The following is a 24503-nucleotide window of genomic DNA, read 5'->3' on the forward strand; positions in this document are numbered from 1 at the left end:
TTATCTAAATTAAACTAACCTTAGACCTTCTTTACCTGAGTAAAACTGAGCTCTATTGGTGTAGCTTTACCAAAAATAGAAACAGAAACTTTTAGTTTTTGCCCCTCAACGTTCAACTCTTCCACAACACCAGAAAAACTATCAAACGGCCCATCAATAACTTGAACTTTATCTCCAACACTATAAAGACTTGAAGAGCTAGCAGTTTTCGATTCCGATTCAAGCTTTTTAAACACCGCCTCAGCTTCAGCATTACTAAGTGGCTGCGGCTGCGTTTTGCTCCCTAAAAATCCAGTTGTTTTTGGCACTGATTTTACTAAGTGCCAAGACTCATCTGTCATTTTCATCTTTATTAGTATATAACCAGGCATAAATTTCTTCTCAGCAAGAATCTTTTTACCCCTTTTTATCTCTGGCACCTCTATTACTGGAACAACTACTTCCTCAAAATAATCAGACATTTTCTTTTTAATGACCTGATCTTCGATCATTTTCTTAACCCCTTTTTCAGAGCCAGAAACCGTATGTAGTATATACCACTTAGCCATAATTATCTCTTCACCTAAGCTACTTACCAATATTTAACAAAAACTGTATCAAGTTATGTATGCCATAATCTAATACTAAACTAACTAAGCTAAATAGCAAAACTGCTACAACTACTATTGAAGTAGATGTTATAAGTTCTTTTTTTACTGGCCATATAACTTTTTTTGCTTCTTGCTTGACCTGATCAAAAAACTTATACGCTTTTAAATTCTTAAACATACGACCTTAAATCTCGTTCTAAAAGCAAAAGTGGCAGGAGCGACAGGCATCGAACCCGCAACCTCCGGTTTTGGAGACCGGCGCTCTACCAATTGAGCTACACTCCTATCATATTCTCGGCGCTAAATCAAGTGTTATTACACTTTGTCTGCACCTTGATGGTCAAAAACTATTTTTTCTGTTTAAGCAAAATTGCATCAACAACTTGTCCAGGCACTTGAGCATAGCTATTAAATTCCATACTATACTGAGCCCTACCCTGAGACATAGATCTTAAAGTATTCACATAACCAAACATTTCAGCCAAAGGAACATGAGCAGATATTACTTGAGCATTACCTCTTGGTTCCATATTTTGGATAGAACCTCTACGGCTATTTAAGTCACCAATAATGTCTCCCATATAATCTTCTGGAGTAACAACCTCCACCTTCATAATCGGCTCAAGCAGCTTTGCCCCAGCTTTTGGCATACCTTCTCTAAAAGCCGCTTTAGCAGCAATTTCAAAAGCTAATACACTTGAATCCACATCATGGAACGCGCCATCTGTAAGCGTAGCCTTAAAGTCAATCATGGGATACCCAGCAACAACGCCGCTACCCATAATGCTCTTTAACCCTTTCTCTACACCAGGAATAAATTCCTTTGGAACAGAGCCACCAACAATTTTACTATCAAATGTAAAACCACTACCTTGCTCACCCGGTTCAAATGTAATCTTTACTCTAGCAAATTGCCCAGCACCACCTGACTGTTTTTTATGCGTATAATCTACTTCATAAGACGTAGTAATTGTCTCGCGATAAGCAACCTCTGGAGCTCCAACATTTGCTTCAACTTTAAACTCTCTCCTCATTCTATCTACAAGAATTTCTAAGTGAAGCTCACCCATTCCTTCAATATTTGTTTGACCGTTTTCAGTTGTTGACACTCTAAATGATGGATCTTCTGAAGCAAGCTTAGCAAGCGCAAATCCCATTTTTTCTTGATCAGCAGTTGACTTTGGCTCAACAGCAAGCTTAATAACCGGCTCAGGAAACTCCATTCTTTCAAGAATAAGCCCAACATCAGGACCACACAAGGTATCACCTGTTGTAGTATTTTTTAAACCAGCTAAAGCAACGATATCACCAGCCACAGCTTCCTTTATATCTTCACGATCATTCGCATGCATAAGCAACATACGACCAACACGCTCTTTCTGATTTTTTACAGTATTCACAACTGACGACCCAGCAGAAAGCTTACCAGAATAAATTCTTGCAAATGTAAGAGACCCAACAAAAGGATCTGTCATTATTTTAAATGCAAGAGCGGCAAACGGCCCATTTTCTGAATTTTCAATCGTTGTTTCTTCCCCAGTCTTAGCATTAATAGCTTTAGTCGGAGGTATATCAAGCGGCGAAGGCAGATAGTCAACAACCGCGTCAAGTAAAGGCTGAACACCTTTGTTTTTAAATGCCGAACCACAAATTACCGGAACAAAAGTACCAGCAATCGTACCTTTTCTTATACACGACTTTAACTCAGCCTCAGAAATTTCCTCAGCACCAAGATATTTTTCCATTACAACATCATCAGTTTCAACTGCTGTTTCTAGTAATTTCAGTCTATATTCATCCGCTTTAACTTTCAAGTCAGCAGGAATTTCACCATAGGTATATTCAGCACCTAAGGAGCCATCTTTCCATATAATTGACTGCATCTTAACAAGGTCAACTACGCCCTGAAACTCATCTTCAATACCAATTGGTAATTGCAAAACAAGTGGCACAGCACCCAACCTATCAGAAATCATGTGTACACACCTAAAAAAGTCCGCACCAGCTCTATCAAGCTTGTTAACAAAACACATTCTAGGGACATGGTACTTATCCGCCTGACGCCAAACAGTTTCAGATTGTGGCTCAACACCAGCAACTCCATCAAAAACAGTTACCGCACCATCAAGCACCCTAAGTGACCTTTCAACCTCGATTGTAAAGTCAACGTGACCAGGGGTATCAATAATATTGATTCTTTTTTCATTCCAATAGCAGGTTGTAGCAGCAGAAGTAATTGTAATACCTCTTTCTTGCTCTTGTTCCATCCAATCCATAGTAGCACCACCATCGTGCACTTCACCTATGTTGTGAGATTTACCTGTGTAATAAAGAATACGCTCAGTAGTAGTGGTTTTGCCAGCATCAATGTGCGCACATATACCGATATTACGGACGTCAGCTAACTGCTTCTTAGACATGCCTACCTACCTCTGTTGTTGGGATCTTTGAGCAAAATGAGAGAAAGCTTTATTAGCTTCCGCCATTTTGTGAGTATCTTCTCTCTTCTTAATCGCAACGCCACGATTATTCGCAGCATCAAACAACTCCTCAGCTAATTTCTCAATCATGCTTCGACCAGAACGCTTTTGCGCAGCATCGATAAGCCAACGTATAGCAAGTGCATAACCTCTTCTCTCATCAACAGGCGAAGGAACTTGGTAGTTCGCACCTCCAACCCTTACGGAAGTAACTTCAACATAAGGCTTTACATTATTCATACTATCATTAAATGTCTTGAAAGGATCAGACCCATGCTTCTTTTCAACTCTAGCAAAAGCACCATAAACCAGCCTTTCTGCGAGAGATTTTTTTCCACTTTTCATTACATTATTAATAAACTTCGAAAGCAATACACTCTTATATTTAGTATCGGGCTTTATTACTCTCTTTACAGCTGCATGACGTCGCGACATTGTATACCTATATCGATTTTATATTTAAATAATTATTATTGACCTTTAGAAGAAGTACCGTAACGTGAACGACCTTGCTTACGACCTTTAACACCTTGAGTATCAAGCGCACCACGAACTATATGGTACTTAACACCAGGAAGATCGGGAACCCTACCACCTCTAACTAATACAGCCGAGTGTTCCTGTAGATTGTGACCTTCACCAGGAATATAAGCATTTACATATTCTCCATTGCTCAAACGCACCCTTGCAATCTTACGCAAAGCTGAGTTAGGTTTCTTTGGCGTTACAGTTTTAACTATAACACAGACACCTTTAAGAAAAGGATTTGACTTAAGCGCAGGAGACTTGCTTTTTCTGACTTTTGATTGTCTACCAAATCTGACCAATTGACTATTTGTTGGCATTTAAATTTACTTCTTCTTTAAAAATTACAAAAAACTATCAAGGAGGCGTATTGTACCCCACTCGACTTTTATATTCAACCGAAAATTTTCAGAACTATACTCAACTTTTTTATTATTGGCAAGGGTTTTTATGCAAGAAAAACTCCACCTGCTAAAGTGGGTACAAATTTCCTTCCATAATAATTGCATCAACAAAGATTTTACTATAGTTTTATACGCAGATAGCACGCGAACTGGACCCAAGACAATTAACTATATGACATATTTTTTATACAACTGGATGGGTCTAAATAAGACCTTGTTTATTTCGATAAACAAGCTAACTAACGTCGGCTATCTACCTAATATACTAAAAATAATTTCTAATGTATTTTTTATTGCAAATTTTGCCGTTTTCTACTTTATAGCTTGCTTGCTTTTTTACTTTTGCACGCGGCGCGTTACCGTCGACAAACAAAGTCTTTTTATGGCCGGTTATTTTGAGCTAACTAGGATAGGTATTTGCTACGCGCTGTTTGGCTTGACATTTGCCGCTTTAAAATTTTCAATCAACTTAAGTCGTCCATTTTGCTCTCTAACAAAAGCAGATTTTATTACCATTGCTAATACAGATTTAGAACGTTGTTTATCATCTTTTCCAAGCGCGCATACCGGCCTTAGTATACTGATCGCTTATTGCTTATGGCCCTACATGAACAAATTTTTAAAATGCACAAGTTGCCTTGTTATTCTTGCTGTTGCCACCTCTCGTATAACTCTGGCAATGCACTATCCAGCCGACATCGTATACAGCACTATTGTAACAATACTCATAATACTTGCCGGTAATTTTGTATTCAAAATTTTAAAAAATAAAGTAATCAAATCAATTGGGAATGGAATTTTTAGATTGATTTTCGTTTGAAGTAAAAATATCATGTAAGTTAGTGTAATTAGCTGGGAGAAGATTTTATGTCTAAAAAAGCACCACGCCCATTAATAATACCAAGAAGCGAACCTATACCAATATCGCAAAAACTACCTTATACCCCTATTATCAGCAAATCTGCACCAGAGAGCTACCATGATTTGTTTATTTGCTCTCCCAGAAGTGGCTTAAGTTATGAACAATCAAAAAAATGCTCATTGCTTTTAGGCTCACACAACAATAATCCACTAGACGACTCGAAAGACCAACCATTGATCGGAGAGTTAGTTATTGAAAGGGAAGATTCCTAAAGCTCTCGAAGCATGCTACCTTGCAGCTCTTTTGCTCCAGTTCCATTTTTGCTACTGGTAATTATTATATTACAGACGAAGCCTAAATCAGCTAATTGCTGACGCATCTGGGTAGTGAATTCGTCTATTGCCGTAATTTTATCAGCTTTGGTAAAAATAATTTGAAACTCCTTATCGCAAGATTTTAGCAGATGCATAATCTCGATGTCATTTTCTTTGATGCCTCTTCTAGCATCAATCAACAAATTTACCATCCGCAAAAGATCACTGTTTTGCAAATAATAAACTATCAATTTACCCCAAGAAATCCTTTGATTAGCAGACACTTTAGCAAACCCATACCCAGGAAAATCTGCTAGCATTAGTTTGTCAGCTATTGAGAAAAAATTGATTTGCTGCGTACGCCCCGGAGTATGAGACACTCTAGCTAAAGCCTTCCTATTACATATAGTGTTTATCAAACTTGATTTACCAACATTCGACTTACCAACAAAAGCAAATTGGGGAAGAAACAGTTTTGGAAGTTGTTCTGGCTTTGCAACGCCAGCTACAAATTTAGCCTCTTGACGAAAAATCTTAATACTAAGTTCAGCTGCCATTCGTATCCAGTTTGTTTATATAAAACTGTTGAACAATAGATAATATATTATTCCAAGACCAATATATCAACAAGCCAGCCGGGAATCCACTAAACATAAATAAGAACATCAGCGGCATAAATTTCATCACCTGAGCTTGCACTGGATCAGTTGGCTGCGGACTCATTTTTTGCTGTAAGAACATAGTCATTGCCATAAATAACGGCCACACACCAAGCATCAGGAAGGACGGAGGAGTAAACGGCAAAAGACCAAATAAGTTAAAAATAGTAGTCGGATCCGGAGCAGAGAGATCTTTGATCCAACCAAAGAATGGCGCGTGTCTCATTTCAATCGTAACATATAGCACCTTATATATAGAGAAAAACACCGGTATTTGCACCAACAGGGGCAGACACCCAGAAACTGGGTTAACCTTCTCTCTCTTGTATAAAGACATCACTTCTTGATTTAATCTTGCTTTATCATCAGCATATAATTCCTTCAATCGCTCCATTTCTGGCTGAAGCTTTTTCATTTTCTTCATGGATCGGTATGACTTATTAGCCAAAGTAAACATCGCAAGTTTAATCAAGATGGTCACAATCATGATACTGATACCAAAATTACCGACATAGCTATAGAAATAATTCATAGCGTTGAAGATAGGTTTTGTAAGTATATAGAACCAACCAAAATCAATCGCCCTATCAAATAGCTTAATATTGTACTGCTCTTCATATTTATCAAGCAGGTCAACCTTCTTAGGACCAGCGAATAAACGGTGCGTCAATTCGAAACTACCACCAGCTTCAATCAACTTTTCATTAGTGATAAAATCAGACTGGTATTTATCTTTACCCTGCTTTATGGCAAAATTATAATTGGCTATATATTGCTCGGCTTTATCCGGTACGAACGCAGCAAGCCAATACTTATCAGTAATCCCAAGCCAATTCACTTCTCCATTGAAGGCGTGCTTTTTTTCATCTTTAATCTTATCATAAGTATATTCCTGCAGCTCTCCCTTAATTGCCCCAATCATGCCTTGGTGCAAAATATTGACCATATTGTCTGGTTTGTTTTCATGGGTTTTATTAATTAAGCCATAAAATTGAATAGAAATTGGTTTAGCGGAATGGTTTTCAACAGATTGTTTTATACTGAACAGGTAGTTTTCATCCAATGATATCGATACATTAAATTTAACTTTTTCAGGACTAATCCAGTATAAATTAACACTACCACCAGCTACAAGCTCTGCATTATCAGAATGCCAGTTTGTTGCGGAATCTGGATAAGTTATTGCTTTATCTTTACCCCACCAACCAACCTCAGCAAAATATGAATTTTCTGAATTAGAAGGAGAAAACAACTCAACAGCTGGACTATTCTCACCAATCTCTTGCCTGTATTTTAATAGAGTCAAATCATCAAAGCGAAGCCCTTTTAAAGAAATAGAACCAGATAACAATTCAGATTTTATCTGCACACGAGAATTAGCTATAATTGCCTGCTTACGATCAACGAACACCTCTTTTTCAACATTTGCACTTTGCTTTTTTAAGCTGTCCATTTGTTGACTATAAGCTGTGTTTTGCTCTGCAAGCTTTGATAACCTTGGTCTTTCAAAAAAATGCTGCCAGCCAAAGATAATTGCAACGGACAAAGCAATTGCCGCAACAAGATTTACGAAGCTATAATTCATATTCTAAATAATATTTTTTATATGGAACTTCTATATTATTATTGAATATTAATCAAGGCATAATTGCGAACATGAATAAGTTCATAACATATATGATAAAATATACATAACTTGCTTTTATTGACAAAACTTAATATAATTGCGCAACTTTATTAAGTGTTGTATTAATCTCATGTCTATAGATAGAAAAACCATCGTAGTTGCAATGTCAGGAGGTGTTGACAGCTCAGTAGTCGCCGCTATGATGCATAAAGCCGGACATAAGGTAATAGGCATTACCCTGCAACTATACGATTACGGCATTGTAACGCAAAAAAAAGGAGCTTGTTGCGCTGGCCAAGATATATATGACGCTAAAGTAGTAGCCGACAAACTTGGATTCCCTCACTACGTATTTGATTATGAAAGCAAATTTAAACAAGAAGTAATCGACGATTTCGCTGACAGTTATATGCGCGGAGAAACGCCTTTGCCTTGCGTTAGGTGTAACCAATCAGTAAAATTCAACGACCTTTTGAAAGCTGCAAAGGAATTAAATGCTGATGCTCTAGCTACAGGTCATTATGTTCAAAAAATTGTTAATAATGGCATCGCCCAGCTTCATAAGGGCGTTAGCGAAGAAAAAGATCAAAGTTATTTTTTGTTCTCGACTACTCAAGCACAACTTGACTACCTAATGTTTCCTCTTGGTGGACAAAGCAAACAGGAAACCAGAAAAATTGCCAAGGAATTTGGATTAGAGATTGCAGATAAGCCAGATAGCCAAGACATATGTTTTGTGACAAATGGCAATTATCGTGATGTTATTAATAAACTTCGCCCAGAAGCAAATAAACCAGGTAGGTTTGTACATATCGACGGCTACGACCTCGGCGAACATAAAGGCATTATAGCTTACACCGTTGGTCAAAGAAAGGGTCTTGGTATCGCGTTCGGTGAACCTATATATGTAATAAAAATTGACCCAGAAACAAATACAGTCTATGTTGGTCCGGAATCTGCGCTTGTTAAAACAAAGTTTTTACTCAAGGATGTGAACTGGTTGGCAACCGATTTGTCCCCATTAAACCTTGAAGTAATCGCTAAAATACGGTCGACTACCCTTGGAGTAAAAGCAAGGTTAAGTATCGTAAATAATGGGCAAATTGAAGTAAGCGTTCTTGAAGAAGAAAAAGCTATAACACCTGGACAAGCATGCGTTTTTTATCATGACACCAGGATGCTTGGTGGCGGATGGATAACGAGAGAAATTAACTAACTAAGGTACAAAAACTAATGAGCTATCTAACGAAAAAGAGTTTTGAATCAGTTAGGGAAGCCGGCAACACCAGTGGCCTTGCCAAAACCCTTACAGCTTACGACCTTGTGCTACTTGGCCTAGGTGGTATCATCGGTACAGGTATTTTTGCTCTTACCGGATTTGTGGCAGCTAAGTACTCCGGCCCTGCTGTTATGCTCTCTTATGCGATTGCTGGCGTTGTTTGTATCTTCGTTGCCCTTGCCTATACAGAACTCGCAAGTTTTTTACCAACATCTGGTAGCGTCTACACTTATTCTTACGTCGCTTTTGGACAGCTTTTTGCTTGGTTAGTTGGCGGTGCTATGGTCCTAGAACTAAGCGTTGCTGCAAGCGCTGTTGCTACTGCATGGTCTGGTTACGCTGTCAGTATTTTAGAGGCGGGTGGAGTGCACATTCCCGTAGCATACACCGCTGGGCCATTAAACGGAGGGATAGTTAATTTTCCGGCAATATTAATCGTAGCTTTCGTAGCTTTTTTGCTATATCGCGGAACCAAGGACAGTAAGCGTGTAAATGCTATATTGGTATTCATTAAAATGGCTGCAATTGCTGTTTTTGTATTCGTAGCAGCCCCTCATTTTGAAATCACAAATTGGGATAATTTTATGCCCTATGGGTTTGATGACGTACTACTTGGCTCATCAATTCTATTTTTTGCTTTTACTGGCTTTGGCGCCTTGGCCACAGCTGCAGAAGAGTGCAAAAACCCTAAGAGAGATTTGACAATAGGTATTATAGGCTCTCTTGTTCTCTCTACTGTTTTATACATTATTGTGGGCGGCCTTGCTACCGGCATAGTGTCTTTTGAACTCTTGGATAATAGCCAACCATTGGCACATGCGTTGGCCGTAAATAACAGCAAAATTGGCTCAGCTATTGTAGCCACCGGAGCAATTTGCGGTATGACTACTGTAATAATGATGAATATATATGCTCAATCTCGTATTTTTTATGTAATGGCAAGAGACGGTTTGGTATCTAAACACTTTGCAAAAATACATCCAAAATATGATAGTCCCTATATTTCTGTATTGATTTTTTCTGGACTTATCGCAATACTCGCTGGTCTAGTTCCACTTGAAGTTATTGCAAAAATGTCCAGCATGGGTGCATTAATCGATTATATAGTTATCATGATGGTTGTAATGCTTTTTAGAATAAAAATGCCAGATGTCGTACGCTCATTTAAGTGCCCGGCTTTATTTGTTATTGCTCCAGTAGGTCTTCTTGCTTGCGTGTATTTGCTATTTAAGCAGATTATTTCGAAAGAAGGAGAATTGATGTTTACTGGAGAACTGCTAATCTATTGGTTTATTGTTGTGTTTATAGTTTATGTAATTAAAACTTCATTTTTAAAAACTAAAAAACCTATAGAAAAGGTTATTTGATTTGACGTTTGCACTCCAAGTACGATAAAAGAATATACTTGATGTACGTAGTTTTTGACTTTATATTCTCTGATATAGATTTTGAAAATTATCTAAAAAACTATTTTGCTACTTGCACTCATGATGTTTGCAAGCTCTAGAAATAAATATAAGTTTTGATTAAAATAGGTTGTTTGATATGAGAAAAATCACTGTCGCTCTAGGTTTGTTGTTATCTGTTTCCATAATTGCCTGGGTCTATATGGCAACTAAATTTGAACAAATTGCCAAAGACGAAATCTTGCCAAGAATTAAGGGTAGTGAATATATAGTAAATGCTGATACAGATTCCGCCGTTATTGAAAAATTCAAATTTAAGATTACTCTTAAAGATGTTACTATTTTCCCTAAATCTAAGTCACTCAAAATGTTTAGTGATCAAGTGGTTGCCTGCTATAACCCGTTCAATGATAAAATAATTGCCCAGTTTATAAGCGACAAATTCAAAAGCGGGAGCGGCAAAACAGAAATATATTTTTCAGCTCAGGACAAGAAAATTGAATTCAACAGATCGTTACTTAACAACAAATTTGATGACATTAATATCCTTATAACTTCTGGTGAAGCTAATGCATATTTTGCAAGTGATAATTCCCAGATTTCTCATTTAAAAAAATCAAATATAAGCTTAGTCAGCAAACTAGATCAAAATGGTTTTTATAATGCAACCCTTAAACTTGACATAGATGGCATTGAATCAAATCCAGAGTCAAAATATTTCAAATATATGTTTGAAGAGTTGGTGCCAAATTTAGCTCAGGAACAAAATAATTTTGATAAGAGATTTGAAAAAATTGAAGAGTATTATGGCAAAATTCTTAATAAATTAGGTCCGATTGATTATAATTCTGAGTCTTCTGTTAAACTGGACAAAAAGCATGTTGAAAATATTGTTGCAGCTTTAAATGGGGAATTGGAGCCTATAGAAATATACAAGAATTTTAGTTTCACCTCAGATAGCTATCTTCTTTCTATCAAAGAGTCTTACGGCAATTCTTATACCCTTGATTCATTCAGCTATAAGCTAGCAGGCGATGGAAATACTGTAACGTCAGATTTGGATATGCTTTTAACAAAAAATTATAATGACGAGCAAAAGAAAGATATTGCTGGGTTACTTGTTGAGCTGGCAAACTCAATTACTAATCAAACTAATCAAGCTTTTTCCCAACAAGATATAAAGGGTTTATTAGACCAATATCTAGATACTAAAAAAATAAATTTGTTGTTCAACATCAACTATGATGTGACATCTCGGAATGCAAATCATTCTTTAGAGTTTATAATAGATAATCTTAATATCAATTCAAATGGTTCACTAAAAGAACAAAAATACGATGGTAATTTAACGCTAGTTACACCAAAACTCTTGATCTCTGGGATCTCCGATCTATATGACGGAGGCATAAAGTTATTATTACAAAGAGAAAATATAGATACAAACAACGTTAACCTTATAGTAGAAAATATTAAAAACAATGGAATAGGATTTTTATCAGCTTTTGATAAAAAAGATAGCTTAAAGGAAGAGGATAATTTCGAATCAAATATAAGCTTTAATCTAGAAAATTTTGAATTCAAGATCAATGGTAAAGGAATTTTAGACTTACTAACAGATGAACGTGTTGTTAAGTTTATGAAAGAAATGCCTAATGAAAAACAAAATTGATAATGAGATTGCTTCATGTCAAGTGATTTAGCGCCCTTACGAGGCATGAAAGATCTTCTTCCACACGAGTGGCGCATTGCTAAGCACATAGAAAATATCGCTCTACAAACTGGAAAATTATACGGTTATGATGGATTTGGTACTCCAATATTAGAATCTGCCAGTGTGTTTGATCGAACATTAGGAGACACATCTGATGTGGTTAGCAAAGAGATGTATTGTTTTGCCGATAAAAAGGGAAGATTAGTAGCCCTGCGTCCAGAATTTACTGCAAGCATAATGCGAGCCGTTATTTCGAACGGATTAAAACACAAACTACCATTAAAATTATTCTCTAGCGGTCCATTATTTCGTTATGACCGCCCGCAAGAAGGAAGACAACGTCAATTTCACCAAGTAAATTTTGAATATATAGGAGCTTTAGGCTCTTACTCTGATGCAGAAACAATAGCTTTTGCTACTCATTTCTTAAGCAACCTTGGCATATTAGAAGATATAACATTAGAGCTAAACTCGCTCGGATGTTCTGAAACAAGAAAATCCTATCAAACAGCTCTAGTTGCTTATTTTAAAAATTATTTAAGTGATCTATCAACTGACAGCAAACAACGTCTGGAACAAAATCCTCTCCGAATATTAGATTCAAAGGATGAGAATGACAGGCTTATTTCAAAAGACGCGCCCGTAATTTCTGATTTTTACTCCAACGAAGCGAAAGAGTATTTTAAGCAAGTTCGGCACCATTTGGATAATTTAGGTGTAAATTATGTAATAAATCCGAAGTTGGTAAGGGGACTTGACTATTACTCACATACAACGTTTGAATTCACAACTGCAAAGCTTGGAGCACAAAGCACAGTTCTTGCCGGCGGAAGGTATGATGGTCTAGCGCAGCTTATGGGAGAGGACGAAATTCCAGCCATTGGTTTTGCAGCAGGAATAGAACGCTTGGCCATGATATGTAAAATTTCTCTAGAACAGGAGCGACCAACTTATATTATTCCTATTGGTAATGAATGCTTGGATTATTCAATTTTGTTGATTAACCAATTACGCAAAATAAATATTTCAGCGATTATCGAATTTGATGGGAAAATAGGTAAACGCCTCCAGGCTGCAGTTTCGGCCAAGGCAAAATATGTTATATTTATTGGCACTCAGGAATTAAATACTAATAGTTATAAGCTTAAGGATTTGGATACTGGGGTTGAGCAAACTGTTACAATAGCTGAAATGCTTAAAGTCGTTAAACCTTGTAATGATTAAATCAATTAGCATCTACATTAAGTACGGAGCTATACTATAAAAATGCGTGTATTCAATATCATGATGTCAAGAGATCTTGGAGGCATTCAACAGGCCTACCTTGATTACTCTGAAGCGCTTAAGATGCATAATCATGAAGTGATTAATATCTCAAGCATGAGCGCAAAAATTAACCAGCTACTACAAAGTAATCATAGTTTGCCAAATATAGGACATTGGTGTATTTTTTCAAAAATACTCCTCAGAATTCTTATTGTATTCTACAAGCCAAAAGTCATTATTTGTCATGGCAACAGAGCTATTAATTTCGCTAAAGCATTTAAGCAAAGAAATTCTATAATTATTGGAGTATCTCATAATTATAGTTATAAATATTTAAAAAAATGTGATTACGTTATATCCTTAACTAACGAACTTAAAGAACACTTACTTAAACATGAAATAGAAGAGAAAAAGCTACTTAGTTTGCCAAATATGATAAGAATCAAGCATAGTTATAATCCTATCAATTATAGTTCTCCTATTGTAATTGGAGCTTTGGGCAGATTTGTCAGCAAAAAAGGTTTTGTCTATTTGATCGAAGCATTTTCTATGTTAAAAAAAGCTGGTCACAATATAGTTCTTTTAATCGGTGGAGATGGAGAAGACAGAGCTATTCTCGAGAAAAAAGTTAAAGAACTCGCTTTAGAAAAACTAGTTGTTTTCCATGGTTGGGTAACTGACAAAGACGAATTTTTTAAACAAATTGATATTTTTTGTCTTCCTTCGATCAACGAACCATTTGGTATCATTCTTCTAGAAGCAATGGAACATTCCAAACCAATCGTTGCCACATTTTCCGGAGGACCAGCAGAGCTCATAACGGAAGGAAAAAATGGGTTACTAGCCGATATTGAATCAAGCCAAAGTTTATACAATAAATTAGAAAAGCTAATCATTGATCCTAGAATGGCACATAAACTATCAAGCATGGCATATTCCCAGCTTAAAGAAAAATATGATATAAAAATAGTGTCAAAAAAACTTTCAAATATACTAAAGGAGATTGTTAAATAATGAGTTTTCTTCAAAGCAAAACATCAAATGGAATAAACGTTGTTACTTACTCTATGGAGCATGTAAACTCTGTAACAATCAACGTCCTAGTCAAAGTAGGAAGCAGATACGAATCCGAACAGGAATCTGGAATCTCTCATTTTCTTGAGCATATGGCTTTCAAAGGTACAAGTAATCGAACAGCCACAGAAATAGCCATAGAATTTGATACAATTGGTGGGCATTTTAACGCTTATACTAGCCGAGAAAATACAGTTTACTATACAAAAGTACTGAGCCAACATACAAAACAAGCTATGACTATTTTAGCTGACATTTTACAGAACTCAGTGTTTAGTTCTGATGAGATCACTAAAGAATTCAACGTAATTTCACAAGAAATAGCTGAAGTTAAGGATAACCCAGATGATTTGGTATATGAGAAATTTTATAAACTGGCATATCCAAATCAGCCACTCGGAAGATCAATCCTTGGCACCGTAGAGAATATTGCTAAGTTTGATAAACCTGCATTTACCAGCTACATGAGTAAGCATTATACTGCCAACAATATTGTTATCTCAATTGCAGGAAAAATTAATCATGATGCTGCCGTTCATCTAGTTGAGCAATTATTTTCATCTTTTTCTGAGTCTGAGAAGCGATCATGTATGACAGCTCAATATAAAGGAGGAATAGAAATTATAGAAAAAGATTTAGAGCAAACTACTATTGCACTTGGTTTTGAAGGTGTATCTTATAGCAACATTGAGACCTTCTATCATGCACAAATCTTGTCAATAATTTTTGGTGGAGGTCTATCTTCAAGATTATTCCAGAAGATAAGAGAAGAACTTGGTTTAGCTTACAGTATTGGCAGTTGGTTGAATTCTTATAGTGATAGCGGAATTTTTAGCATTCATGCAGCAACAGATCATAGCAATGTTGAGAGTGTACTAGACAATATAAACAATGAGATTGATAAAATAAGAATAAGTATTTCAGAAGAAGAGTTGATAAGGGCTAAGTCTCAAATAGAGTCAAATATTTATATGGCTGAAGAAAGGCCTGAATATAAATCAGAAGAAATTGGCAAGAATTTTTCAATCTTTGGAAAATATTTTACTGTCAAAGAAGTAATGAAAATTATAAACTCTACCCAAAATAACGATCTTGTAAAAAGTGCTGAGAAAATATTCTCATCTCAACCAACTTTATCAATTATAGGATCCCCAAGCTCTGATCTAAGCACTAATTTTATAGCTCGTAGTTTATCAAAATAACTGTATCTTTAGAGCCGATAATAATATACTATAATACCATTTCTTATTCCAACTTAGGTGAATTAATTATAGATAGTGTATGTTTAAAAACAGAAAACCTAAACTACTAGATACCGCCTTTGTTTCGGAAATATTAGAAAAAGTTGGCCAAAAACAAAAAGGCGGCAAAACTAAGATTTCTGAATTAATGGAAGATTTTCATGAGAATGGTATTTTGCTTGCAATGATATTTTTTTCTTTGCCAGTCGCAATTCCACTACCCTATCCACCTGGATTCACGACTGTTATGGGAATACCTTTGATGATATTATCTATCCAAATGCTCCTTGGTAATAAAAAAGTTAGCTTACCTCAAAAAATTAATGATTATGAGCTTAAAAATTCTACTCTGAGAGCTATTAGCGATAAAGTTGTTCCTAGACTTGTATCGGTTGAAAAATATGTTAAACCTAGGTTTTCATTTGCCAAATCAGTTTATTGCGAACAATTTATCGGTTTCATAAGTTTGCTTGCTGCATTTTCTGTTGCTCTACCAATTCCGCTGACTAACGCTATTCCAGCCCTGGGCATTGCAGTGATGGCTCTAGGTCTTTTAAATAGAGATGGACTAGTCATTATTGTGGGGTTTTTTATAACAGTAATTGGGTTACTTGTAGCCATTGGCGCAGTTCTAGCAAGTTGGGTAGCTATTAAATACATATTTCATTCTATTTTTTAATCTATAGTAAGTTAACTTATGAAATATTAATGTTAATTACTTTGTGGCATAAACTTGTGTAGAGTACTATCATCTAAGCACAAGTTAAAACTGGTTAAATTTATAGAGATACTTCTAAGACAAATTGGCTATAACGATGAAAGAAAAAATCTATAAAGGATCCACAAAAACTCTTTACCAATCAGATGAAGACTATGCTCTCATAATGTCTTTCGACGATACTTTAAAAATATCCAAGGATGAAGTAATTGAGGTTTCTGGAAAGGGAGTCATAAACAATAGCATTTCTGCATATATCATGCAAAAACTTGACATGATTGGCATTGATAATCACTTGATTGAAAAAACTAATATGCGCCAACAATTAGTTCAATTTGTAGATGTATACCCCATTCAAGTACATTTATGCAGCTTGGCCTGCGGCAGGTACGTTACAGACTTCGGTATGGAAGATGGTTTTGTTTTCGACTCTCCCATAATTGACTTTAGAATCAAAAATAAAGAGTTGAATTATCCAATCATCAATGAGTTTCAAATTATTAGCTTCGGATGGATGAGTAAATACGAGCTCAAAGAAATGAAAAATAAAGCTATACGTATACATGATTTTCTAGCAGGGCTTTTTGCCACTGCTCAAATTCGCATGGTAGATATAAAGCTTGAATTTGGCAGAGTTTTCAATGGCGATGATTTTATGTCAATGTTAGTTGATGAAATTTCGCCTGATACTTGTAAATTATGGGACATGGAGTCTAATGAAAAGCTATGCTATGAAGTGGCTCAAGATAACCCAGAAAAGGTAATTGCTGCATATCAAGAAGTTCAAAAACGACTAAACATAAAAAAATAGTAACTTGAGCTATTGTATGATCCATAATCATCTTAGTATCTCTAGCTTAAAAGAAAGTCTGCACTATTTGCATGTTCACGAACTCAGAGGTTTATGTACAAAACTATCTCTTTCTACAAAAGGCAAAAAAATTAACCTCATTTTTAGAATTATAAAATTTGTTGAAACAGGTGAAAAACTTATTTTACCAAGTTATCCTTCAATTTCTTGTGTTAAAAGAAATACAGCTCAGGAACTTTCTCTTAACTCTTTAATACTAAAGGGGGCTTATAAAAACGATTTAAAAACTCGGATGTTTTTTAAGGAACTGATAGGTTCACATTTTCATTTTACAGCCTTCGGGATTGACTGGTTGGAGAATAGGTGGATGGCAGGCGACCCCCCTACTTTCCAGGAATTTGCGCAAATATGGCAAAGTGAATATATAGCAAGAAAACAAGCTCCAGTAGTGCCAAAGGCGGAATGGGCTTATATTAACTTTGTCCAAAAATATATAGAAGATAATCCTGATACAACTAAAGAGGCTATTTTAAGAAATTGGAACACCAAAAGGCATCAGCATAAAAATTATGTTGATAAGTTTATGCTGAGCGTTTGTCACAAATATAGTAAATTAGCTTAAATATGTATTAAGTAAACTTATAGAGCTTCAGGCATAAGTGAATCAAGCAAGATTTACATAGGTCGACTACCTAGCTTCGAAGAGGAAATTATAGTATAAAAAATGAGTTTGACTTTTGATCAAACTGTTTATATACTGCCCACTCGAACAATCTTAAACTTGTAATAAGGTGTAGTTAAGTGACAAAGATTATTAAAGCAAAATACAAAGTTAGTAGACGGTTAGGCACAAGCATCTGGGGAGATGGTAAAGATCCTTTCCATACTAAGAATTATCGCCCAGGACAACATGGACCGACTGGGAGAGTTAAAACTTCTGATTATGGTTTGCATTTGCAGGCTAAGCAAATTCTAAAATCACACTATGGTAGAGTAACAGAAAAGCAATTCAGCAATACTTTCAAACTCGCAGCAAAGATGAAGGGCAATACGGCAGAAAATTTTGCTGGCCTACTTGAGCAAAGGCTAGACATGATCGTATACAGAATGAATTTAGCACCTACTATATTTGCAGCAAGACAGTTAGTATCTCATAACCACATAAGACTTAATGGTAAGAAAGTTAATATACCAAGCCAAAGACTTAACGTTGGTGATAAGATTGAACTAAAAGATCGCTCTAAGCAAATACCAACGTTTGTTGAAACTGCACAAAAACAAGAAAGAAGTGTACCAGAATATCTTTCAGTGGATCCAGGCAAAATGTCTGGTGAAATTTTGAGGGTTCCTATGATATCGGACATTCCTTACCCATTTGAACCAAACTTCGGGAAAATTGTTGAGTATTACTCAAATTAATAGTATTATGGGAGAAACTGGTTTTGTTTCTCCCTTTTGTTGTTTTTAGATTATCTGATGATGATGTTAGAAAATTTTAAATCTTTTATCTCGAAACAACAATTTGTTGTCCATTCTGTCGTTGTGGCTGGCTAGCCACAAATATCCCTACTTTTCACTTCACATATTTATTTTTTAATGCCTCTCTTTGTTCAAGAGAAAGAGGTTATTTTTACGGGAGTATTTGCCATGAATCGACATATTTTTTTATACGGGTTTTCAATTTTTTCAATGTTCTTTGGTTCCGGAAATCTAGTTTTTCCTATTATGGTTGGGGTTAATAATTCTGACAATTGGCTTGCAGGTTTTTGTGGTTTTTTTCTAACGGGGATCATATTACCCTTTTTAGGACTTTTTGTAATTAAGCTTTATCAAGGAGATTATAATAAATTCTTTGCACAAGGCGGCGTAATAGCTAAATACGCTATTCCACTTTTTACTCTCTCTCTTCTGGGGGCATTTGGCGTGATACCAAGATGCATCACTGTTGCTCACGGTGGTTTAGAGTTCTTGTATAACGATATTCCTCTCTTGGCTTTTAGTATTATTTTTTGTGTTTTGTGCTACATCGTCTGCCTAAACGATAAAATAATGTTTGCCATATTGGGTAAAGTCCTGACCCCAATACTATTATTTTTTCTATTAGGATTAATTATTATTGGCTTTTACAAAGGGGACTCAATTACAGCAAGTAATGAGGTGTTTACTAATAACTTCATTGATGGGTTTTTTCGTGGATATGCTACAATGGACTTATTCGCGTCATTTTTCTTCGCAAGCTTGATCTTTAAACAAATTGAGGCTTTGTTCCCAGAAAAAGATAATAAATCTATAATTAAAGCTGCGCTCGGCCCAAGTATTTTTGGCGCCATTTTACTGAGTATAATATATTTGGGTTTTGTATATCTAGGCTCTCATTACAAAAACTTGGCACACGATCTCCCAGGTGAATTAGTGTTACCGGCAATAGCAAATCATCTTTTGGGACATAATGGGGCCCTGGTAATTGCAATTATTATAATTTTCTCATGTTTAACTACAGCTGTTGCGCTTAATAGCATATATGCCAAATATCTGTGTTCATTTAGTTTTATTGGGGATAAGCGTTTTCCTCTGGTACTGTTTATATCAACCATAGCATCCTTTGCCATATCTTTACTTGATTTCGATGGTATTGCCTCTATTTTGGGCCCATTGCTTGATATTTCATATCCAGGATTAATTGCACTAACTATAATGTCAATCTGTACAAGCAGTTTTCATAAGTTAAAAATATTTATCTTCTACGGCATTACGGCGATGATGTTGATATTATAAATTTGATTAGTACTGGTGCTTTGTTACTTGCCTCTTTCTCATTAATAGAGACCTGATTCATTGCACCTTATACTAAATTTCTCTCTAAATTTACTATTAAACAAAAAAGTGATAATAAATCCCTTGTAATAGGAAAAGTTTTCTCTCATCTGGCCATGTTTGGCGATGGAGTTTTAAAGTAGATAATATTCGTGCTAAATTCAAAAAATAATGCTTGAATTAATTATTATAAAGGATTATATAGTTACTCCACTGTTTATTTTTTATGAGACAAAATAGTTAATGATTGAGCATAAACACAAAAGTACTAAACCGGTTAAGGATGGTGGGTATAAGCGCGGGCTAAAGGACCGCCATGTTCAATTGATTACATTAGGAGGCATCATCGGTTCAGGATATTTCCTCGGAACTGGAGAAATAATTAACCAAGTCGGTCCATCCGTTTGTATTGCCTATATTTTTGGCGGATTAATAGTTTTTCTTACTATGTTATGTATGGGAGAGCTAGCAGTCGCTATCCCTATATCTGGGTCATTCGTTACTTACACATCTGATTTCATTTCCCCTTCTGTAGCTTGCGGAGTTGGGTGGTCATACTGGATCAGTTGGATAGCCTATATTCCAGCAGAATGTATTGCTGGAGGTATTATAATGGAGTACTTTACTGGCATCAATGGTCATGCTTGGGCTGTGCTTTTTGGACTTCTCATCACATATGTAAATATAACTAAAGTCGGAATGTTTGGTGAAATTGAATTCTGGCTATCACTAGTCAAAATACTTGCTCTTATAGCATTTGTGATAATAGCACTATTGATTTTCTTTGGTTTTATACATGGAGATCAACCGTCTGAATTTATTGGTGGGAAATTTATTTTTGGCCAAGGTGGTCTATTTCCAAACGGTATTCCAGCCCTATTAACCGCAATGATTTTATTGCTAGTAAACTACCAAGGCTCTGAGATTATCGGCCTTGCAGCTGGCGAATCAGTTAATCCTGCAAAAATGATACCTCATGCTATCAGAAATGTTACTTTGAGAATCCTCTTTATTTATATCATTCCTGTATTTTGCCTAGTACTCATCTTCCCATGGAGCAAGGCTAATTTAGATAACCCAGTATTTGCCGACGCATTAAATTATTATGGATTGCATTGGGCTGGCGTGGTTACAAGCTTTGTAACACTTACAGCGGCTCTTTCTTGTTCTAATTCAGGGCTATATGGCATTGTACGAGCTCTAAATGCTCTAGCTCGCGGAGGTATGGCTCCTCGCAAGCTTGCTTTACTTAATGGTAATGCTGTGCCTCAAAATGCTGTAGTTGTTACACTAATAGCAATTTGGTCAGTACTCGCCTTTGGTTACTTTTTTGGGCAATCAGTAATTTATATTTCTCTTTTACTCGTTTCTGGTTTTACCGGTTTAATGGCATGGATATCAATTTGTTGGGCACAAATTAATTTCCGCAAACGCTTATATAAAGCTGGTTATACGACTGATGATTTAAATTTTAAAACGCCATATTCTCCTTATACTGGGATTGCTGCAATCCTCCTAATGCTAGCGTGCTTAGTGTTCTTGTTGTTAAATGATCACTACACTTATAAAATCGCATTTGTTATTGGAGTCCTTAGTTTTGTGGTCCCTATGGCTATATATAAGCTTAATACTAAGCGCCATAATTATAAGAAAGTTGACGACACAACTAGACCTTTGCAATTTAAAGACCTTTTCCCAAAACGTAGTAAATAAAGCTCTATTGCTCTTTAGATGATACTCGACTATAGTTTTTAACTATAGTCATTTGAGTTGAAGTATATGTCTAAACAAATAGAAAAAATTATAGAAAAAGGTCTATTTGCCAGCCGTTGGCTGATGGCCCCCTTTTATATAGGCCTTATTGGCGCATTAATTGTACTATTATGTAGCTTTATACAGGAATTATGGCACTTCATTACCAGTATTCCCATTATTACACAAAATGAAGCAGTACTCGGCATTCTTTCATTAATAGACCTATCTCTTGCCGGCAACTTACTACTAATAGTCATTTTTTCAGGTTACGAGAATTTTGTTTCAAAAATCGACTTTGATGATCACAAAGATCAACCAGAATGGCATGGATCTGTTGATTTTTCAGCATTGAAGCTAAAACTCATTGCCTCAATCGTTGCCATTTCAGGAATTCATTTGCTAAAAGTTTTCATGGATGTGCATAAAACATCAGAAAACGAAATTAAATGGATGGTTATTATTCACATTGCTTTTGTATTTTCCGGAGTTTTGTTAGCCGTTATGGATCGAATTGCCGCGAGCACAAAAATCAAGAAAAAGAAATAATCTATATAAGATAAGAATTACATTATTTTTATTTAAACATAAATTACCTACCAAAACATATTACACTTACCATTTTAAATTCCACCCTTTATTAAATATAAAAATTCGTTATTATTAAAATATTAATATTTATTGATTTTTATGTATTATATATTATAATATATAACGCTAATGTTAGTGTATAATATTAATAAATTAAAAAAATAAATAAATATTTATGAAAAGACAAACCTCAGGCCATTCAGGTAGTATGAAAAAACTAAAGTCATCAGAATCACCCACTGATAGCAGTTCTCCTAGTGATAATTTTGAACCAGAATATTTTGTAGAATATAATACAAAATTAGGTAACGAAGCACTATTATCAAAGAATTATACTAAGGCAATAAAACATTATGAGGAAGCATTACTACTAAGTCTAGGTAATGTGCCTTTAATTAAGAACCTTGCTAAAGCTCATACCAAATTTGGTGAAGCCCACCTTGCATCAAAGAACTATGACCAAGCTATTGAACAATTAGAAAAAGCATCAACGTTAGCGCCAGAAACTGGATTTTTAAATAGAAAACTTGCTAAAGCTCATACTAAATTTGGTGAAGCTTACCTCGTATCAAAAGATTATGACCGAGCTATTGAACAATTTAAAGTAGCATCCTTAGATACTGGTATGAAGAAGTATAAAGGCCTTGCTAAAGCCCACTATAAATTGGGAGAAGCCCACCTCGCATCAAAGGATTATGACCGAGCTATTGAGCAATTAAAAGAATCATTGAAAATAAAAACTGTTCAAAAACTACCTAAACTTTCTCCTAGTAAGCTTCTTGCTAAAGCCCACTATAAATTGGGAGAAGCCCACCTCGCATCAAAGGATTATGACCGAGCTATTGAGCAACTAGAAGAATCATTGAAAATAAAAACTGCCCAAAAATTACCTACAGTTTCCACTAGTAAGCTTCTTGCTACAGCTCATGATGAATTAGGGAAAAATTATCTCGCCTCAAAGGACTATGACCACGCTATTGAGCAATTAGAGAAAGCATTGAAAATAAAAACTGTTCAAAACCTACCTAAACTTTCTACTAGTAAGCTTCTTGCTACAGCTCATAATGAATCAGGAAAAGGCCATCTTGTGTTAAAGGAGTATGACCGTGCTATTGAGCAATTTAAAGCGGCATTGAAACTAGATAACGACCCCGATATTATCGACAACCTTGCGAAAGGTTATTACGAAAAGGCTACAATTTGTTATAATTCACACGATTTCCAACAAGCAATTGTAGAACTTAACGAAGGATTGAAAGTACGTCCAGATACAAAACCATTTATTGTAAACCTTGCTAAAGCTTATAATGGCTGGGGAGTAACTTATCTTAACTCAAAAAATTATGAGAGTGCTATTGAACAGTTTAAAAAAGCATCAGAATTAGCAAATAACCCTAAAAACACTCTTTATCTTATTTATGCTTACAATGAGGCAGGAAATGCTGCCCTCTCTCAATCAGACGCGCGTTTAGCTTTATCTCATTATACAAAATGTGTAGAGCTGATGAGTATAGACGCCCCTATATCTGATCGTATTATTGATTTATTAATAAATATTGTATATTTTATAGAAAGCCAGGCAACAGATACACCAGGCATGCATCAAAGATTACAGTCTACTCAGTATAAGAACTTAGAACAAATCCTTATAATACAAAAAGGTAAAATTGGAGCTATTTCACCAGATGATACGGTTAATTTATCTTCTGCACACCATAAGATAGCAGAAACTTATCTCAAGCTATCCAAATATGATACCCACAAAACACTTGAGTACCGTACCAAATCAATTGAGCACTTTGCAACATCAAACACTGTGGAAGCCTTAGAAAAAATAATTGAAATTGATCTCGTAGAGGAATTTGTATCTAAAGAGAAAATTTATACCCGTATAGGTGATTTGTATATTATGCAAGATAACTCTCTAAAGGCATTAGACTATTTCCTTAAAGTCTTTGCTATAACTCCAAAAGATCTAGAGGTGACTTTAAAATTATCTAATACGTATAAAACTCTTGGTGATCACGATAAATATATGGAATATTTATCATTAGCACAACCACCAGTTGGAGATAGCCCTGAGATAGTTAACGTTTTAGGCGCAGAATGGACAGGCGACGGAAGTTATTGAATATCTTACTTAGGTTAGAAAAAGAAACTATATCTTTTTCTAACCATAATCAATTATACTTTCTTAATTAGTAGTTATCGCAACTGCTATTAGATTATAGAAAATATTACCATTTAATTGCGGTAAAAATTCCAGGCATGAGAAAGAGCTCTACCTACTCTACTATTAGAAAGTCTCTCCGTCAAAACTCTAAATTTTTGATATAATTTCAAGAATTTCAAAAATAAATCACCGCACATTCATTTTTT

General features: G+C 35.5%; 23 protein-coding genes and 1 tRNA gene. 16 read left to right on the forward strand and 8 right to left on the reverse strand.

Annotated features, from left to right (window positions below; translation table 11 throughout):
• Positions 1–20 precede the first annotated feature (20 nt).
• The 6 genes from nusG to rpsL all read right to left on the reverse strand — a co-directional run bounded on the left by nusG (position 21) and on the right by rpsL (position 3915).
• Positions 21–548: a transcription termination/antitermination protein NusG gene (gene nusG / locus Megvenef_RS00065; protein WP_322775973.1), complete on the reverse strand. Its 528-nt coding sequence runs from the start codon at positions 546–548 to the stop codon at positions 21–23.
• Between the two features lie 19 nt (positions 549–567).
• Positions 568–768, reverse strand: coding sequence for a preprotein translocase subunit SecE (gene secE, locus Megvenef_RS00070; RefSeq protein ID WP_322775974.1), 201 nt, complete (start codon positions 766–768; stop codon positions 568–570).
• 31 nt (positions 769–799) lie between these two features.
• Positions 800–875 (reverse strand) — tRNA-Trp (locus tag Megvenef_RS00075).
• 62 nt (positions 876–937) lie between these two features.
• A complete protein-coding gene (gene fusA, locus Megvenef_RS00080; RefSeq protein WP_322775975.1) occupies positions 938–3010 on the reverse strand; it encodes an elongation factor G in 2073 nt (690 codons plus the stop codon).
• A 6-nt stretch (positions 3011–3016) separates the two neighbouring features.
• Positions 3017–3505 carry a 30S ribosomal protein S7 gene (gene rpsG, locus Megvenef_RS00085; protein ID WP_322775976.1) on the reverse strand — a complete coding sequence of 163 codons (489 nt, stop codon included), beginning with the start codon at positions 3503–3505 and terminating at the stop codon, positions 3017–3019.
• A gap of 35 nt (positions 3506–3540) precedes the next feature.
• A complete protein-coding gene (gene rpsL / locus Megvenef_RS00090) occupies positions 3541–3915 on the reverse strand; it encodes a 30S ribosomal protein S12 (protein WP_322775977.1) in 375 nt (124 codons plus the stop codon).
• A 466-nt stretch (positions 3916–4381) separates the two neighbouring features.
• Between rpsL and Megvenef_RS00095 the strand changes: the two genes are divergently transcribed.
• Positions 4382–4819, forward strand: a complete 438-nt coding sequence (locus Megvenef_RS00095; protein ID WP_322775978.1) for a phosphatase PAP2 family protein — start codon at positions 4382–4384, stop codon at positions 4817–4819.
• Between the two features lie 47 nt (positions 4820–4866).
• On the forward strand, positions 4867–5133 hold the full coding sequence (locus Megvenef_RS00100; protein ID WP_322775979.1) for a hypothetical protein: 267 nt from the start codon (positions 4867–4869) through the stop codon (positions 5131–5133).
• Here Megvenef_RS00100 and yihA read toward each other — a convergent pair.
• Together yihA and yidC are read right to left on the reverse strand one after the other, a co-directional pair.
• Positions 5130–5732, reverse strand: a complete 603-nt coding sequence (gene yihA, locus Megvenef_RS00105; protein WP_322775980.1) for a ribosome biogenesis GTP-binding protein YihA/YsxC — start codon at positions 5730–5732, stop codon at positions 5130–5132. The two genes, Megvenef_RS00100 and yihA, sit on opposite strands and share 4 nt — an antisense overlap.
• Entirely contained in the window at positions 5722–7419 is a 1698-nt protein-coding gene (gene yidC, locus Megvenef_RS00110) for a membrane protein insertase YidC (RefSeq protein WP_322775981.1), read from the reverse strand. The genes yihA and yidC overlap by 11 nt, the downstream gene beginning before the upstream one ends.
• Positions 7420–7591: 172 nt before the next feature.
• Between yidC and mnmA the strand changes: the two genes are divergently transcribed.
• The 14 genes from mnmA to Megvenef_RS00180 all read left to right on the forward strand — a co-directional run bounded on the left by mnmA (position 7592) and on the right by Megvenef_RS00180 (position 24255).
• Positions 7592–8677, forward strand: coding sequence for a tRNA 2-thiouridine(34) synthase MnmA (mnmA, locus tag Megvenef_RS00115; RefSeq protein ID WP_322775982.1), 1086 nt, complete (start codon positions 7592–7594; stop codon positions 8675–8677).
• Between the two features lie 17 nt (positions 8678–8694).
• Positions 8695–10107, forward strand: coding sequence for an amino acid permease (locus Megvenef_RS00120; protein WP_322775983.1), 1413 nt, complete (start codon positions 8695–8697; stop codon positions 10105–10107).
• Between the two features lie 178 nt (positions 10108–10285).
• Positions 10286–11815 (forward strand): hypothetical protein, encoded by a 1530-nt coding sequence (locus tag Megvenef_RS00125; RefSeq protein WP_322775984.1) that lies wholly within the window; start codon positions 10286–10288, stop codon positions 11813–11815.
• Between the two features lie 15 nt (positions 11816–11830).
• Positions 11831–13081: a histidine--tRNA ligase gene (gene hisS, locus Megvenef_RS00130; protein WP_322775985.1), complete on the forward strand. Its 1251-nt coding sequence runs from the start codon at positions 11831–11833 to the stop codon at positions 13079–13081.
• A gap of 42 nt (positions 13082–13123) precedes the next feature.
• Positions 13124–14137: a glycosyltransferase family 4 protein gene (locus Megvenef_RS00135; protein WP_322775986.1), complete on the forward strand. Its 1014-nt coding sequence runs from the start codon at positions 13124–13126 to the stop codon at positions 14135–14137.
• Complete coding sequence (locus tag Megvenef_RS00140; protein ID WP_322775987.1) at positions 14137–15399, forward strand: M16 family metallopeptidase; 1263 nt, start codon at positions 14137–14139, stop codon at positions 15397–15399. Before Megvenef_RS00135 ends, Megvenef_RS00140 begins: the two co-directional genes overlap by 1 nt.
• Before the next feature lie 79 nt (positions 15400–15478).
• The gene (locus tag Megvenef_RS00145) at positions 15479–16117 is read left to right on the forward strand and encodes an exopolysaccharide biosynthesis protein (RefSeq protein WP_322775988.1); all 639 of its coding nucleotides are present in this window, start codon (positions 15479–15481) and stop codon (positions 16115–16117) included.
• 136 nt (positions 16118–16253) lie between these two features.
• Positions 16254–16967: a phosphoribosylaminoimidazolesuccinocarboxamide synthase gene (locus Megvenef_RS00150; RefSeq protein WP_322775989.1), complete on the forward strand. Its 714-nt coding sequence runs from the start codon at positions 16254–16256 to the stop codon at positions 16965–16967.
• 16 nt (positions 16968–16983) lie between these two features.
• The gene (locus Megvenef_RS00155) at positions 16984–17589 is read left to right on the forward strand and encodes an SAP domain-containing protein (RefSeq protein WP_322775990.1); all 606 of its coding nucleotides are present in this window, start codon (positions 16984–16986) and stop codon (positions 17587–17589) included.
• A gap of 179 nt (positions 17590–17768) precedes the next feature.
• The gene (rpsD, locus tag Megvenef_RS00160; protein ID WP_322775991.1) at positions 17769–18386 is read left to right on the forward strand and encodes a 30S ribosomal protein S4; all 618 of its coding nucleotides are present in this window, start codon (positions 17769–17771) and stop codon (positions 18384–18386) included.
• A gap of 177 nt (positions 18387–18563) precedes the next feature.
• Complete coding sequence (locus Megvenef_RS00165) at positions 18564–19742, forward strand: branched-chain amino acid transport system II carrier protein (RefSeq protein ID WP_322775992.1); 1179 nt, start codon at positions 18564–18566, stop codon at positions 19740–19742.
• A gap of 282 nt (positions 19743–20024) precedes the next feature.
• Positions 20025–21494: an amino acid permease gene (locus Megvenef_RS00170; RefSeq protein ID WP_322775993.1), complete on the forward strand. Its 1470-nt coding sequence runs from the start codon at positions 20025–20027 to the stop codon at positions 21492–21494.
• 66 nt (positions 21495–21560) lie between these two features.
• A complete protein-coding gene (locus tag Megvenef_RS00175; RefSeq protein ID WP_322775994.1) occupies positions 21561–22082 on the forward strand; it encodes a TIGR00645 family protein in 522 nt (173 codons plus the stop codon).
• A 217-nt stretch (positions 22083–22299) separates the two neighbouring features.
• Positions 22300–24255: a tetratricopeptide repeat protein gene (locus Megvenef_RS00180; RefSeq protein ID WP_322775995.1), complete on the forward strand. Its 1956-nt coding sequence runs from the start codon at positions 22300–22302 to the stop codon at positions 24253–24255.
• The last annotated feature ends 248 nt before the right edge of the window (positions 24256–24503 follow it).

Origin of the sequence: Candidatus Megaera venefica (assembly GCF_034554655.1) — a bacterium.
Taxonomy (GTDB): Bacteria; Pseudomonadota; Alphaproteobacteria; order Rickettsiales; family Rickettsiaceae; genus Megaera_A; species Megaera_A venefica.